Origin of the sequence: Glutamicibacter sp. NPDC087583 (assembly GCF_044743685.1) — a bacterium.
Classification (GTDB): Bacteria; Actinomycetota; Actinomycetes; order Actinomycetales; family Micrococcaceae; genus Glutamicibacter.
In genome coordinates this window covers 606,227-620,638 of the sequence record NZ_JBIUWY010000001.1, presented here as the reverse complement: position 1 = coordinate 620,638, position 14,412 = coordinate 606,227, and the positions used below count along the sequence as shown (strand labels likewise).

Annotated in this window: 12 protein-coding genes; 7 read left to right on the top strand and 5 right to left on the bottom strand. The window is 58.9% G+C overall.

The features are described from left to right. The first annotated feature begins 82 nt into the window (after positions 1-82). The gene (locus ACIOU9_RS02970; protein WP_105656767.1) at positions 83-307 is read left to right on the top strand and encodes a hypothetical protein; all 225 of its coding nucleotides are present in this window, start codon (positions 83-85) and stop codon (positions 305-307) included. A gap of 126 nt (positions 308-433) precedes the next feature. On the opposite strand, the gene ACIOU9_RS02965 is transcribed toward ACIOU9_RS02970, so the two are convergent. From ACIOU9_RS02965 to ACIOU9_RS02950, 4 genes are all read right to left on the bottom strand, one after another. Next, a complete protein-coding gene (locus ACIOU9_RS02965) occupies positions 434-1,645 on the bottom strand; it encodes an RNA polymerase sigma factor (protein WP_332485997.1) in 1,212 nt (403 codons plus the stop codon). A gap of 254 nt (positions 1,646-1,899) precedes the next feature. Then, the gene (locus ACIOU9_RS02960) at positions 1,900-3,003 is read right to left on the bottom strand and encodes a DUF4192 family protein (protein ID WP_402695986.1); all 1,104 of its coding nucleotides are present in this window, start codon (positions 3,001-3,003) and stop codon (positions 1,900-1,902) included. 85 nt (positions 3,004-3,088) lie between these two features. Then, positions 3,089-4,351 carry a nitrate/nitrite transporter gene (locus ACIOU9_RS02955; protein WP_105656770.1) on the bottom strand — a complete coding sequence of 421 codons (1,263 nt, stop codon included), beginning with the start codon at positions 4,349-4,351 and terminating at the stop codon, positions 3,089-3,091. Beyond that, positions 4,348-5,310 (bottom strand): proteasome assembly chaperone family protein, encoded by a 963-nt coding sequence (locus tag ACIOU9_RS02950; RefSeq protein WP_105656771.1) that lies wholly within the window; start codon positions 5,308-5,310, stop codon positions 4,348-4,350. The genes ACIOU9_RS02955 and ACIOU9_RS02950 overlap by 4 nt, the downstream gene beginning before the upstream one ends. A 254-nt stretch (positions 5,311-5,564) precedes the next feature. Here ACIOU9_RS02950 and ACIOU9_RS02945 point away from each other — a divergent pair, with 254 nt between their 5' ends. The 4 genes from ACIOU9_RS02945 to ACIOU9_RS02930 all read left to right on the top strand — a co-directional run bounded on the left by ACIOU9_RS02945 (position 5,565) and on the right by ACIOU9_RS02930 (position 11,028). After that, entirely contained in the window at positions 5,565-7,079 is a 1,515-nt protein-coding gene (locus tag ACIOU9_RS02945; protein ID WP_105656772.1) for a leucyl aminopeptidase, read from the top strand. Between the two features lie 283 nt (positions 7,080-7,362). Further along, positions 7,363-8,742, top strand: a complete 1,380-nt coding sequence (lpdA, locus tag ACIOU9_RS02940) for a dihydrolipoyl dehydrogenase (protein WP_105656773.1) — start codon at positions 7,363-7,365, stop codon at positions 8,740-8,742. Positions 8,743-8,859: 117 nt separating this feature from the next. Next, entirely contained in the window at positions 8,860-10,566 is a 1,707-nt protein-coding gene (gene sucB / locus ACIOU9_RS02935) for a 2-oxoglutarate dehydrogenase, E2 component, dihydrolipoamide succinyltransferase (RefSeq protein WP_402695984.1), read from the top strand. A 111-nt stretch (positions 10,567-10,677) separates the two neighbouring features. Then, a complete protein-coding gene (locus ACIOU9_RS02930) occupies positions 10,678-11,028 on the top strand; it encodes a hypothetical protein (protein WP_105656775.1) in 351 nt (116 codons plus the stop codon). A 78-nt stretch (positions 11,029-11,106) separates the two neighbouring features. Here the strand turns inward: ACIOU9_RS02930 and ACIOU9_RS02925 are convergent, their stop codons facing one another. Beyond that, complete coding sequence (locus ACIOU9_RS02925) at positions 11,107-12,705, bottom strand: serine/threonine-protein kinase (RefSeq protein ID WP_402695982.1); 1,599 nt, start codon at positions 12,703-12,705, stop codon at positions 11,107-11,109. Here ACIOU9_RS02925 and lipB point away from each other — a divergent pair. Together lipB and lipA are read left to right on the top strand one after the other, a co-directional pair. Then, entirely contained in the window at positions 12,697-13,371 is a 675-nt protein-coding gene (gene lipB, locus ACIOU9_RS02920; RefSeq protein WP_286134117.1) for a lipoyl(octanoyl) transferase LipB, read from the top strand. The two genes, ACIOU9_RS02925 and lipB, sit on opposite strands and share 9 nt — an antisense overlap. Before the next feature lie 34 nt (positions 13,372-13,405). After that, positions 13,406-14,404 carry a lipoyl synthase gene (lipA, locus tag ACIOU9_RS02915; protein WP_105656778.1) on the top strand — a complete coding sequence of 333 codons (999 nt, stop codon included), beginning with the start codon at positions 13,406-13,408 and terminating at the stop codon, positions 14,402-14,404. Positions 14,405-14,412 lie beyond the last annotated feature (8 nt).

The following is a 14,412-nucleotide window of genomic DNA, read 5'->3' as shown; positions in this document are numbered from 1 at the left end:
GAGCGAAAGAACAGGCAAATCGGGATAAAGTCGGAGCCCAAGCTGGTTGTATAGAGTAACCATCAACTTTAGGAGGCTGGCAATGACTACTACGACCGCTAGTCGTGAACTGAACGCCCTCGACCGGTGCGACCGCTGCGGCGCACAGGCCTACGTGCGAGCCGTGCTGGCTTCGACAGGCGGTGAGTTGCTCTTCTGCGCTCACCATGCCCGCGATGTAGAACCGAAACTGCGTCCGCAGACTTCGGTCTGGCAGGATGAGTCCTCGCGACTCTATGAAAAGCCCAAGGTGGACGCCAACGACTAAACTCGTTGCCAGCCACTAATTCGAGAAGGTGACCCAATTCTGGGTCACCTTCTTCTTGCATTAACGGCAAATAAAAAATGTGGCCAGCAGTTCAATGAATGAACTACTGGCCACATCCTCAGATTCTTAGTCTAGGTAATCGCGCAGTACCTGGGAACGCGATGGGTGACGAAGCTTGGACATCGTCTTGGACTCGATCTGGCGAATGCGTTCACGAGTCACACCGTAGACCTTGCCGATTTCATCCAAGGTCTTAGGCTGGCCATCGGTCAGGCCGAAGCGCATGGCCACCACACCTGCTTCACGCTCTGAGAGCGTGTCGAGCACCGAGTGGAGCTGCTCCTGCAACAAGGTGAACGAAACTGCATCGGCTGGGACTACTGCTTCCGAGTCTTCAATGAGGTCACCGAATTCGGAGTCGCCGTCTTCACCCAATGGGGTGTGCAAGGAAATTGGTTCGCGACCATACTTCTGGACTTCGACAACCTTTTCAGGGGTCATGTCCAATTCCTTGGCCAGCTCTTCTGGGGTTGGTTCGCGGCCCAGGTCCTGGAGCATCTGGCGCTGGACACGTGCCAGCTTGTTGATGACTTCAACCATGTGCACTGGAATACGAATGGTACGTGCCTGGTCAGCCATGGCACGGGTAATTGCCTGGCGGATCCACCAGGTGGCGTAGGTCGAGAACTTGAAGCCCTTGGTGTAGTCGAATTTTTCCACTGCACGGATCAGGCCAAGGTTGCCTTCCTGGATCAGGTCCAGGAACAGCATGCCGCGGCCGGTGTAGCGCTTGGCCAGCGAAACTACGAGGCGAAGGTTGGCTTCCAGCAAGTGGTTCTTGGCGATCTTGCCGTCGTGGATGATCTGCTCATAGTCCCAGCGCAAGCGCTGGTCCATCGAGCCGTCGTCCTTTTCCAACTTGTCAGTTGCGAACAGGCCCGCTTCGATGCGCAGAGCCAAGTCAACTTCCTGCTCAGCGTTCAGCAGCGCGACCTTGCCGATCTGCTTCAGGTAATCCTTGACTGGGTCAGCGGTCGCTCCAGCGACCATGACCTGCTGCTGTGGAGCATCATCGTCACCGGTTGAAAGGGTGAAGCCCTTCGAATCATCGTCAGACTTCGAGTCCTTCGAATCGGTGCCTTGCTCAACATCGTCATCGGCGTCAGCCGACGCTCCGGTTGATTCGTCTTGCGCTGCAGTTTCAGCAGCGACCTTTTTAGTCCGAGGCTTGGCCTTGGTAGCGCGCTTCTTCGCTGCAGGGGCGGCTGCCTCGACCTCGGCCGCTTCAACCTCGGCCTCAGTTGCTTTGCGATTAGCGTTCGTCTCAGAAGATGACACGAATAACCTTTCTAACGATGCGTTCCGGATGCACCTGCCGGTAACACCACTATGACCCTGTCAAGTCCGATGGCGTTTAATCATTGACTAAACACCGAGGGCTGGCACGTTAATATCAACGCATCAAGCCCGCCTAATGTTCCCGAAATCCGGAGATTTCAAGACACAGGCAATTCGAACCTAACCGGGTCTGTTGTCCCATTATCCATGAATTGCCACCAGGACACCACTTGAGACACTCCGGCTGTTGCTGCTCAGCTGAAACTAGCACGCCATGCCCGCAATTGGTCGGTCGCCCATTCTGGCATGATTCCATGGGACATCAGCTTTTGCAGCAGCCTGGCCAGCTCGTAATTCGGGTTTTCCTCGACCGATCGCCCCAACAGGCACAACGCCATGGTTCCCCTGCCTCGCGCCCACTCGATCCACGCAAGAATGCACAGCAGGGCCTGCCGCGCGTTGCCTTCAGCAACGCCGAGCAGGTCTCTGGCGACCAGCCACAACCGGTCAATCCGCTGCCAGTCCGGAGCATGCCAACCACGTCCCAGCAAATAGTTGGTCAACGGCGCGGCGGCAGCTTCGCGATCCCCGCGCATCACGCCGAACAGCACATCCAGTGATGCTTCGAGTCCTTGACCAGCCAGGTACGGAAGAAGGTCACGCACGATTTTCACTTCCAAGGAACCCAGTAGCAATGCGGCGTGCTCATGCTCATCGTGAATCCAGGCCCGGGCTTCCGGCTCAGCCAGGTCCATGGTCTGCAGCCACGCTTCCAAGCAGTTGACGACGTTGTGCTGCTGATTCGAGATGATCTTCAGGATCTCAGCAGCCTGCGGCCATTGCGGGATTCCGCTACCGTCCCATGGAATGTCCAACGGAGCCGACCCGGCGAAGACCAACGACAAATGCGTTTCGTTCGTTTCCACCGGGCGCACGGGGGTCGGCTCTGCGTAATCATCGGTCGCGTAGTTCCAGACCACACGATCCTGCCGGCACCAGCTGTGACGCAGCAAGACCTTTTTGCTTGTCAGCCCCTGCTCTAGCTGCGCGACCAGATCCGCGTAGGGAATACCGGAGCCGGCCGACGTTCCTTCAGGCGCATAGACCACCAGAACCACCCCTTGGATATGGGGCATTCGTTCTAGCAGGCTCAGCAGCTGCGCGGTCCACGTCCCGCGTTCCGCCGCGGTGTTTTCCTCGGGCAGATCAACTCGCAAGGTCGCTTCCAGATGGTCCTCGTCTATCAGCATCAGCACGGCCGAATTCTGAGGATAGAAACCTAGGGTATGGGGCACATACGCCAAGATGTCCTCGCAACTGGACAGCGAGAGAGGGTGGCGTTCCGGTGTAGTTGTCATGGCTCCACGGTGCAACGCTGCGCTAGGCGCATGAGGTCAGAGGCTGCGAGCTGTGGAGAACCTTTCGGATCGCCCCGGTGCGGGCTTACTGCTCGGCGAGGAAGCGGCGCGCCTTGCGGCGTTCAACGACCATGAACACCATACCGAGCAATGCCATGGCGAACTGGACTGACAGGGCCACGCGGAAGGCCTGAAGATTGTAGAGCTCGCCCACCGAGCCGTTGGCCTTATACAGCATGTCCATGATGAATCCGATGACGTAGATCGTGACAAAGGCACCTATGAACCCGCCGGTGTTCACCAGGCCGGTGGCCGTTCCCAGCACCTGCGGCGGGTTGAACGTTCGGGCGAAGTCGAAGCCGATTACGGAGGCCGGGCCACCGGCGGCAATGGCGATCATCAATAGCACCAGAATCCATAGCGGGGCCTGCCCTGGCCAGAATAGGACGACTGCCCACATCACCAGGATTGAGCCGACAATGCCCAGGGCAAAGTTGGAACGCTGGCTGGCATGGCGCGAGGTCAGGGCGCCGAGGATCGGTCCCACCACGATGGAAACGACAACGAACACCGCCATCAAGCCCGATGCCAGCGCACCGTCTATGCCTTGGCCTTCGACAAGGAAAGGATAGCCCCAGGTCATCATGAAGGTGTTGATCATGAATGCCGTGGAGAAGTGGGTCCAGAACCCCAAACGGGTTCCTGGCTGTTTCCAGGCCCGGGCGATCCGCGAGCCGGTCTCCTGCTCCCCCTGGCCGGACCCTTCCCAGGTCCTGCCATTGCGCACGAAAGCGATCGTGGTGATGAAGGTGGCAAAAGCGAAACCGGACATGACCGAGAACGCCGCGGACCAGCCGACGCCCAGCAAGATCATATGGAAAGGAAAGAGGCTGATGAGCTGGCCGAGCTGGCCGAAGGTACCGGTGAGCTGGGTCAGCACCGGGATTCGCGAGCCGGAGAACCATAGGGGCAACAGCTTGAGCACCGATACGAAGACCATCGCATCGCCCATGCCAACCATGACGCGCCCGGCCAACCCCATGGGGACGTTGACTGAAATCGCAAGGAACGCTTGACCTGCGGCCATCAGCAGGGCGCCGCAGGTAATCAGGATGCGCGGACCGAATTTATCCAGCAGCAGCCCTACGGGCACCTGCGCGCCGGCATAGACAACCAGCTGCACGACGGAGAAGGTCGCCAAAATCTGCGCGCTGGCATCAAATCGTTCGGTGGCTTGGATGCCAGCGACGCCGAAGCTGGTGCGCTGCGAAATTGCAGAAATGTAGGCAAGAATTGCGAAGCCGAAGACAACCCACGACTTTGGTGAATTCAGATGGGCCTGGCTCACTGGTCGTGATCACCTGGCAACGGTTCGATGTGACCGTTTTTCAACCAATCTTCAGTGCTCTCAATGGCCGCAAGGAAATGCTCGGCGCTGGCGCCCAATTCCTCGGCATCCGCCATCTGCTCGTCTTCATCCAGCAACAGCGAGCGCGGTTCATGCTCTTTGGCATGCGCATCGAACCGTTCTTCGAATCCGTCGACCATTTGGCGAACATCGCTATTGGTTTCAAGCTGTTCGGCTAGCTGCTGGTCGACCAGTCGACCTGCCTCACGCAGCTTGTCCGTTGGCAAAGCCAGCTTCAGTGCCGCTCCTACGTATTCCAGCGTCGCAACGGCAACGGCCGGGTACTCGGATTCGGCGAGGTAGTGCGGGGTGTGCAGGGAGTATCCCACGACATCACGGCCAGCTTCGCTCAGGCGAATTTCGAGCAGCGAGGCCAGACCTGCTGGCGATTCCACCGTAGGGCTCCACGTCGAGATGTTCTCGATCAGATCCTTGCGGTTTCCATGTGCGGTAACGCCTACCGGGCGGGTATGCGGCACCGGCATCGGCAACGATGCGGTCCCCACAACCAGCGATACGTTGAAGGCTTCAATGAAGGAATGCAGTTCCGCGATCACGCGTTCCCACTTCAAGTCGGGTTCTACACCGGTGAGGAACCAGAACTTGCGGTCCATCTCATCGGTCATCAGGTAGATCTCCATGCGTGGAGCCTGGTATCCAGCGAAGTGGTCACCCAGGAAAGAGACCCGCGGGCGCTGGGAGGTGTAGGCGATCAGCTCATCGGCGTCGAAAGTGGCGAAGAGCTCCGAGTCGAGGCGTCCGAAAAGCTCGTTGGAGACCTGCGAATGGTTATGCCCGGCATCGCTGATGCTCTTCAGCGAGACGAACATGCCAAGACCTTGAAGGCGCGAGTCATCCAAGTCGTCTGCGACCAGCGTCATCAACGATTCCTTGGACATATTCTCCTCATTCAGGGTCGGCATCCGGCAAAGCGGGAGCGGCAACCATCGGCTGGGACTGCACTTCAAGTACAGATCAATGGTCCATCTTATCGCTACTTGGCTTTCGCTCGCTGTGAAGTAACGCACGATGACGCGGAACCTCGGATAACCTTGGGGTAGGAGACGCACAGCCCGCCGGCATGACCTGTTCCGGAAAACCACAGGGGCTGTCGCGACCTTAGACCCTACAAAGGCATAGAAGGAATGATTTTGTGATCAACTCCAGTGATCTCACTTTGAGCGCCATTGGCGCCGACATCAAGCGCAAGAGCGCTGACACCCTCATCCTGGGTGTACTCAAGAACGGCGAAAAGGTGTCCATCGCGGCATCCCCATTCACCGCCGAAACCACCACTTCCCTGGAGCAGTCGCTTTCAGCTTTGGGCGTTGCCGGGAAGGCCGACGAAATCACCGCGCTGCCAGGCGTAGACGGTGCCAAGACCAAGACCTTGCAGTTCATCGGCCTGGGCGTTGACGAGCTAGCTGATCTGACCGAGGAGAAGCTGCGCCGTGCCGCCGGTTCGGCTGCCCGCCAGCTGAGCAACGCCAAGAGCGCCATTTTCGCCCTGCCTGCTGACAGCGTGGAGCGCGTGGCCGCCATCGCAGAAGGCATCGCGCTGGGCAGCTACCGCTACGAGAACCACCGTTCGAAGAAGAGCGAGAAGCCGGTACTGGCCGAAGCCCAGATCGTCACCTCGGTAGCGACGTCCAAGGACCTGCCAGCAGTACTCAAGCGCGCTGCCATCCTGGGCCGCGCAGTACGCGGCACCCGCGATCTGATCAACGCCCCAGCCAACGTGCTGTACCCGGAGTCCTTCGCCGCAGCAGTGAAGGACCACTCCAAGTCCCTGCCGCTGAAGGTCACCATTTTCGACGAGAAGCGCCTTGCCAAGGACGGCTTCGGCGGCCTGATCGGTGTTGGCGGCGGTTCGGTTCGCCAGCCGCGCATGGTCAAGATCGAATACGCGCCGTCGAAGGCCGCCAAGCACATCGCCTTGATCGGCAAGGGCATTACCTTCGACACCGGTGGCACCTCGCTGAAGCCTGCTGCCGGCATGCACGCCATGAAGTCCGACATGTCCGGTGCCGCCGCGGTTTTCCAGACCGTTGCCGCAGTCGCCGAGCTTGGCCTGAATGTCAAGGTCACTGCCTGGCTGTGCCTGGCAGAAAACATGCCTGGCGGCGCCTCGACCCGTCCGGGCGATGTGCTGACCATGTTCGGCGGCAAGACCGTTGAAGTGCTCAATACCGACGCCGAAGGCCGCTTGGTCATGGCCGATGGCCTGGCAGCTGCCAGCTTGGAGAAGCCGGATGTCATGATCGACATCGCTACGCTGACCGGCGCCCAGATGCTGGCCCTGGGCCTGCGCACCGCAGGTGTCATGGGCGACAAGCAGGTCGCCAGCGACTTGGTTGCCGTCTCGGACAAGGTGGGCGAATTGGCTTGGGCCATGCCGCTTCCGGAGGAGCTGCGCCCGTCCATCGAGTCGCAGGTTGCCGATCTGGCGAACATCGGTGAGCGCATGGGCGGCATGATGACTGCCGCCGTGTTCCTCGAAGAGTTCGTCGGTGAAGTGGACGGCAAGAAGATCCCTTGGGCCCACATCGACTTCGCTGGTCCTGCGTTCAACGAAGGCAGCGCCTGGGGCTACACTCCGAAGAACGGCACCGGCTCCCAGGTACGCACCCTAGTTGCCTACGCAGAGCAGCTCGCTGCAGCAAACTAGCCGCAGCAACGCAGGACTAATGGCAGTTCCTGTGTCCTGGAACTCATCCTGGTATCGCCAGAACTATCTGCACGATGCCGGGATGAGTTTAAAAATAAGAGACATACCTGACTTTTAATGCCCCGAAGGTGACTGCAACCATTGGACGGTACTAAGGTAAGTTTTGAAACATCACCGTGGATTAATGGTGCGCGCCCGCATGTGTCACGCTCCAGGAAGTCCACACCCGATCCCCTGGTCGGCCTAAGCCGGCCTCACTAAGCGAATACGAGGGAGCGTTCACGTGGCCGATTCGGCAGCAACGCAAGAATTTGATGTCCTCATCCTCGGCGGCGGATCCGCTGGATACTCGGCAGCATTGCGCGCCATCCAGCTGGGCTACACCGTTGGATTGATCGAGAAGGAAAAGCTGGGCGGCACCTGCCTGCACACCGGCTGCATCCCAACCAAGGCTTACCTGCACGCAGCAGAGCTGGCCGAGAACGCTCGCGAGGGTGCCAAGTTCGGCATCAACTCCTCGCTGGAGTCGATCGACCTGGCTGGCGTGCGCAAGTACAAGGAAGACATTGTTGCTGGAAAGCACAAGGGTCTCCAGGGCTTGCTGAAGATGAAGAAGGTCAACGTTATCACCGGTAACGGCCGACTGGTCTCCCAGGATTCCATCGATGTTGATGGCACCGTCTACAAGGGCAAGTACATCATCCTGGCTACCGGCTCCACCTCCAAGACCATGGGTCTGGAAATCGGCGGCCGCGTACTGACCAGCACCGAAGCACTGAACATGGAAGACCTGCCAAAGAGCGCCATCGTGCTCGGCGGCGGCGTCATCGGTGTCGAGTTCGCTTCCGTATGGAAGTCCTTCGGCGTCGACGTCACCATCGTCGAGGGCCTGCCTTCGCTGGTTCCGAACGAGGACCCAGCCATCATCAAGAACCTGGAGCGCGCTTTCAAGAAGCGCGGCATCAAGTTCAACACCGGCGTCTTCTTCGAGAAGGTCGAGCAGGATGCTAACGGCGCCAAGGTCTCCCTGGCTGACGGCAAGGTCCTGGAAGCAGAGATCGTTCTGGTTGCAGTGGGTCGCGGTCCGGTAACCGAGGGCCTCGGCTTCGAAGAGCAGGGCATCACCATTGACCGCGGCTTCGTGATCACCGATGAGCGCCTGCACACCGGCGTTGGCAACATCTACGCAATCGGCGACATCGTTCCAGGCGTACAGCTTGCACACCGCGGTTACCAGCATGGCCGCTTCGTAGCCGAGGAAATCCACGGCATGAAGCCAACCATCGTCGAGGACATCAACATCCCGAAGGTGACTTTCTGCGAGCCAGAGATCGCTTCCGTGGGCTACTCCGAGCCGAAGGCCAAGGAGAAGTTCGGTGCCGACCAGATTGAAACCACCGAGTACAACTTGGCTGGCAATGGCAAGTCCTCGATCCTGGGCACCAGCGGCATCATCAAGATGGTTCGCGTCAAGAACGGCCCAATCGTTGGCGTTCACGGCATCGGCGGCCGCATTGGCGAGCAGATCGGTGAAGCCCAGCTGATCGTGAACTGGGAAGCTTACCCAGAGGACGTATCGCAGCTGATCCACGCACACCCAACCCAGAACGAGTCCCTGGGCGAAGCCGCAATGGCTTTGGCCGGCGCCCCGCTGCACGGTTAATCACGCTTTGGTCATACAGGCAGCGCGTTAGTTCAACGCGCTGCCTGTATGCACTAGGCTCGGAGGCAACGCCTCCCACCACTTTTCAAGCTTTATAAAACAAGGAGATACGGGACGATGTCTGAAACCGTAAACCTACCCGCACTGGGTGAAAGCGTTACCGAAGGTACGGTAACCCGCTGGCTGAAGCAGGTCGGCGACCGTGTAGAGGTAGACGAGCCGTTGGTGGAAGTTTCCACCGACAAGGTTGACACTGAAGTTCCTTCGCCGGTTGCCGGCATCATCGAGGAAATCTTCGTAGCCGAAGACGAGGACGCTGAAGTTGGCGCCCCACTGGTTCGCATTGGCGATGGCTCCGGCGCTGGCGAAGCTGCACCAGCAGCTCCGGCTGCTGAAGAAGCACCTGCCGAACCAGCCGCTGAAGAAGCACCAGCAGCACCTGCAGCCGAAGAAGCTCCAGCAGCTGCACCAGCCGCCGGCGCTGCTTCAGGCACCGACGTGACCCTTCCAGCTCTGGGCGAGTCGGTTACCGAAGGTACCGTCACCCGCTGGCTGAAGGAAGTTGGCGAGGAAGTCTCCGTCGACGAGCCACTGCTTGAGGTTTCCACCGACAAGGTTGACACCGAAGTTCCTTCCCCCGTTGCAGGTACCCTGCTGGAAATTCGCGTTCCAGAAGATGAGACCGCTGAAGTTGGCGCTGTTCTGGCTGTTATCGGTGCAGCTGGCGCTGCTCCAGCTGCCGCCCCAGCCAAGGAAGAAGCACCTGCCGCTACTCCGGCTCCTGCAAAGGAAGAGGCTCCGGCCGCTCCGGCTCCCGCTAAGGAAGAGGCACCTGCCGCTCCGGCCGCTCCCGCTCCTGCAAAGGAAGAGGCACCTGCCGCTGAGGCAACCAATGAGTCCGGCTACGTCACCCCACTGGTCCGCCGCTTGGCTAACCAGCACAGCATCGACATTGCTTCGGTGAAGGGTACCGGCGTTGGCGGTCGCATCCGCAAGCAGGATGTCTTGGACGCTGTTGCCGCCCAGGAAGCTGCTGCACCAGCTGCCGCCCCTGCTCCTGCCGCCGCGAAGCCAGCTGCTCCTGCAGTTGAGGTTTCCTCGCTGCGCGGCACCGATGAGAAGGCTCCACGTATCCGCCAGGTCATCGCTCGCCGCATGCGCGAATCCCTGGACGTATCGACTCAGCTGACCCAGGTCCACGAGATCGATATGACCCGCATCGTGAAGCTGCGTGCTTCGGCAAAGGCCAACTTCAAGGCCACCAACGGCGTGAACCTCACTTACTTGCCATTCATCGCCAAGGCTGTTGCCGAGGGCCTGAAGGCACACCCTAAGTTGAACGCCGAGTACAACGAAGAGACCCAGAAGATCACCTACCACAATGCCGAGCACTTGGCATTCGCAGTCGACACCGACAAGGGCCTGCTGGTTCCTGTTGTATCGAACGCTGGCGATCTGAACCTGGCTGGCATGGCTTCGCGTATCGCTGATGTTGCTGCACGCACCCGCAGCAACAAGATCGGTCCGGATGAGCTCTCCGGTGGCACCTTCTCGATCACCAACATCGGTTCGGTTGGCGCACTGTTCGACACCCCGATCATCAACCAGCCACAGGTAGCCATCCTGGGCACCGGTGCGATCGTGAAGCGTCCAATGGTCGTTACCGACGCAGAGGGCAACGATTCGATTGCCATCCGCCACATGATGTACCTGTGCCTGACCTACGATCACCGTCTGGTAGACGGTGCCGATGCAGGCCGCTTCCTGCAGACCGTCAAGGCTCGCCTTGAAGGCGGCGCTTTCGAAGGCGAACTGGGACTGTAAAGATCCAGCTTTCGCTTTCGCAGCCTAGGTAGATAATCGCCCCTGTCGTTGATTCGACAGGGGCGATTCTGCGTTTTCTACGATCAGTCGAAAATAGATTAGGCTAGTATCATGACTATTCTTCTTTCAATCCTGATATTCGTGCATATCTTGGGTGCAGCAGCTATCTTCGGCGGCTGGCTTGCTAATTTCAAGACTCCAACCGTCTCCGTATGGCAGTGGTATGGCGCTATCGTTCAGGTCGTTACGGGTCTGGCCATGGTCGGTATTCTCGAGGCTGGCGACGGTTCGCCAAACCACATGAAGATTGGAATCAAGTCGCTGATTGCAATCATTATCTTGGTGGCAGCGTTCCTTGGCCGGAAGAAGATGAAGAACGGCGAGGAAGTTCCTACGGGGATCGCTCACGCCGTGGGTGGCATGGCCTTGATCAACATCGCCATCGCGGTACTCTGGAACTAATCAGCATTAGCATTGACGGCGGGAGCCGCAACCATCAGCTTGGAGCAAGCTGTGGTTGCACCTCCCGCCGTTTCGCTTTTAACGGCGCAATACCTTGCCAATTTTCCAGCGCTCGTCTTCCAGCACTAGTTCCACTTCGATGCGTTGCGGCTGCGCGGCCTGGACGGCGTGAACCGTGGCTCCGCGGGCATCCACGTAGCGGTATTCCTCTTGGGTAGAAGTGGCAGCAAGAATGACAGAGTCCCCCTGCCCACGCGCCGATACCGTGACGTCCGTGAGTCTCGTGCGCAATCCCGCAAATTCCAAACCCAATTTCCGAAGCTGATCGATTGTTTCGAGATCTCGTTGCAGCTGCTCCGCTCCTGAAGTGTAGAGCCCCTTGAGCTTCTCCCCCGCCAGCTGCTCCATCGCTTCATCGCGCTCTCTTGAAAGCGCGAGGAATGCAGAGATCACGGTGTCCCGATTCAAGGCACAAGCTGGAACGTGCGCCCCGTCTTCAATTCTGCAGCTTTGCTCTGCTGACGGTACTGCCGTAGCCGCAGTCGTTTCGGTGGCCACAGCCGCACGGAAATGATTGACGCCCACGAGGCTCCCGATAATAACCAACGAGCCCAGTGCTGCGGCACCGGCCAATTTCACGGCCCCGGGGGTCCGGCGCAATCGATGGCTATGCCAGGAGTCATCGCGGCTGGGGCTTCGCTGCCTGCTTGCGGTATCGGCCTGGCGCTTGAAGCGCTTGTGCGCAGCATTCTGTTCCGCGGATGGATGGATGGTCTCCATCAGATGAGTAGCTTCTGGAGCTACATGCCCTTCCCAGCTGATGGGCTCTGCCGGACAGCTTGCGAACAACGTTCGAGCAAACTGATCTGCGGTCGGTCGTGCTTGCGGATCTGGATTCAGCGAATCGATCAACAGTTCATGAATGATCGAAGGGATTCCGGGGAACATCACGCTTGCCGGTGGACGCATCAGTTCCTCTTCGGGAATCCGTCCGGATAGAAGAAACCACAAGCAGGCGCCCAGCGAAAACACGTCCTGCTCTCCAACTTGGCTTTCCCGTACCCCGGCCTGCATTTCAGGGGCCATGAATCCTGGCGTACCGGAGCCGGTGAGCGCCTGCCGTGCTGAAGCTGATTCCTGGAAGTCAATGATCTTCGGCATTCCCTTGGCAGTGAGCAATATATTGGCCGGCGATAAGTCTCCATGGCGTCGGCCCTGCGCATGCATCACCGAAAGCGTCTGGGCGATGGGTGCCAGCGCGGTCACGCACTCCCCCAGGCCAAAGGCGCTTCGACTTGCCACAAGATCAGCCACGCTGCCACCGGGGCAATATTCCATAACCAGCCCCTCGCCCAATTGTGTCGACAGGGTTCCGTAGAAATCAACGACATATTTCCTTGACTGCGTTACCTGCTCTTGGCGAAGCGAAGTGATGTTTTCCATAGTCAGGCTAAGTTTTAGCGTGAGGTACAACTGGTCGTTTTCCCTCCGGATCAGCCAAACTTTACACGGTGACTTGGAACTTAGCGGCCTTACCGTGACATGCCCGGGGCTTGTCGGCCACGCTAGAACATTCGTAGAATCATCCATGACTCCGTTGTAACCCAGAATCGTAAATTGCAAGCTGGATATCCACAGATGGATTCGACGGCTCTGAATTAGCGACCGATCGTTCAAGAGCGTAGGCTAGCCGTCATGGCGATCGAATTCGAACGAGTCGGACTAGGCTCAAAATTTGTGCCCTACATGGAAGCTTGGGATTACCAAATCCAACTGCATGATGCGGTAGCCGCGGACACGCAAACCCCAAAAGTCCTGTTCCTGGAGCACGAAGCGGTTTACACCGCAGGCAAGCGAACTGAACCTGAAGATCTCCCGATGGACGGGACCCCCGTGGTGGATGTGGACCGCGGTGGAAAGTTGACCTGGCATGGCCCGGGACAGCTCATTGGCTACCCCATCGTCAAGCTACGCAAGATCAGCGCAATCCGACTTTACGTGGAGACCTTGGAAGAAGCCCTGATTAACGTGGTCAGCGAGCTAGGCATTCCGACGGCCCAGATCAAGGGCCGCTCCGGGGTCTGGGTACCGGGCAAAGATGGCGCTCAGGACCGCAAAATCGCAGCCATTGGAATCCGCATCAACCACGGTGTCACCATGCACGGTTTCGCATTGAACTGCTCGAACGCGCTTTCCGCCTACGAACAGATCATCCCCTGTGGCATCTCCGATGCAGGTGTCACCACCATTTCCGAAGAACTCGGCCGTACCGTCACCCCCGAAGACGTCGTTGACCGCGTACAAACCGAAATAGAGCGTCTGCTCACCCCTCAAGTCGTCTAGACAGTCACGCCCTCACCAAAGAAAGAGCTGTTTAATGAGCGTCGAACCAGAAGGCCGCCGTATGCTGCGCGTAGAAAAGCGCAACGCTGCCGTACCTGTGGAGCGTAAGCCAGAATGGATCAAGGCCAAGTTGAGCATTGGCCCTGAATACGTTGGCCTGAAAAATCTCGTACAGAGCGAAGGCTTGCATACGGTCTGCGAAGAAGCAGGCTGCCCGAACATCTTCGAGTGCTGGGAAGACCGCGAGGCTTCCTTCCTGATCGGCGGTTCAGAGTGCACCCGCCGTTGCGACTTCTGCCAGATCGCCACCGGCAAGCCCTTGGCAATTGACCGCTCAGAGCCATTCAAGGTCGCCATGAGCGTGAAGAAGATGGATCTGCGCTACGCCACCGTAACCGGCGTCGCCCGTGATGACCTCGAAGACGAGGGCACCTGGCTGTATGCCGAGACTGTGCGGCAGATCCACAAGATGAATCCAAGCACCGGCGTAGAGCTGCTGATCCCCGATTTCAGCGGCAAGCCGGAGAACCTGGATACCATCTGCGATTCGGAGCCAGAAGTCTACGCCCACAACGTAGAGACTGTGCCTCGCCTGTTCAAGCGCATCCGCCCGGCTTTCCGTTACGAGCGTTCCATGGATGTGATCACCCATGGCCGCAAGCGTGGCTTGATCACCAAGTCCAACCTGATTCTGGGTATGGGCGAAACTCGAGAAGAAATTTCCGAGGCCATGCGTGATCTCCATGAGGCAGGCTGCGATCTGCTGACTTTGACCCAGTACCTGCGCCCAACCGACCTGCATCTGCCAGTCGACCGCTGGGTCACCCCGCAGGAGTTCCTGGAGCTTCAGCAAGAAGCCGAAGAACTAGGCTTTGCCGGAGTCATGGCTGGGCCGCTGGTCCGTTCTTCCTACCGCGCTGGCCGCCTGTGGGCCGGCGCCATGCGCAAGAAGGGCCGCGAAATCCCTGAGGCATTGGCACATATCGAGTCCTCGGGCAACACGCGCCAGGAAGCAGCTTCGCTGATCAAGTAGCTCGGTCC

What these genes read in the sequence shown, in the direction of transcription:
- ACIOU9_RS02970 (WP_105656767.1), top strand. Translation starts at nt 83, where the DNA reads ATGACTACTACGACCGCTAGTCGTGAACTGAACGCCCTCGACCGGTGC.
- ACIOU9_RS02960 (WP_402695986.1), bottom strand. Translation starts at nt 3,003, where the DNA reads ATGACAACTACACCGGAACGCCACCCTCTCTCGCTGTCCAGTTGCGAG.
- ACIOU9_RS02950 (WP_105656771.1), bottom strand. Translation starts at nt 5,310, where the DNA reads ATGTCCAAGGAATCGTTGATGACGCTGGTCGCAGACGACTTGGATGAC.
- sucB (WP_402695984.1), top strand. Translation starts at nt 8,860, where the DNA reads ATGTCTGAAACCGTAAACCTACCCGCACTGGGTGAAAGCGTTACCGAA.
- ACIOU9_RS02930 (WP_105656775.1), top strand. Translation starts at nt 10,678, where the DNA reads ATGACTATTCTTCTTTCAATCCTGATATTCGTGCATATCTTGGGTGCA.
- lipA (WP_105656778.1), top strand. Translation starts at nt 13,406, where the DNA reads ATGAGCGTCGAACCAGAAGGCCGCCGTATGCTGCGCGTAGAAAAGCGC.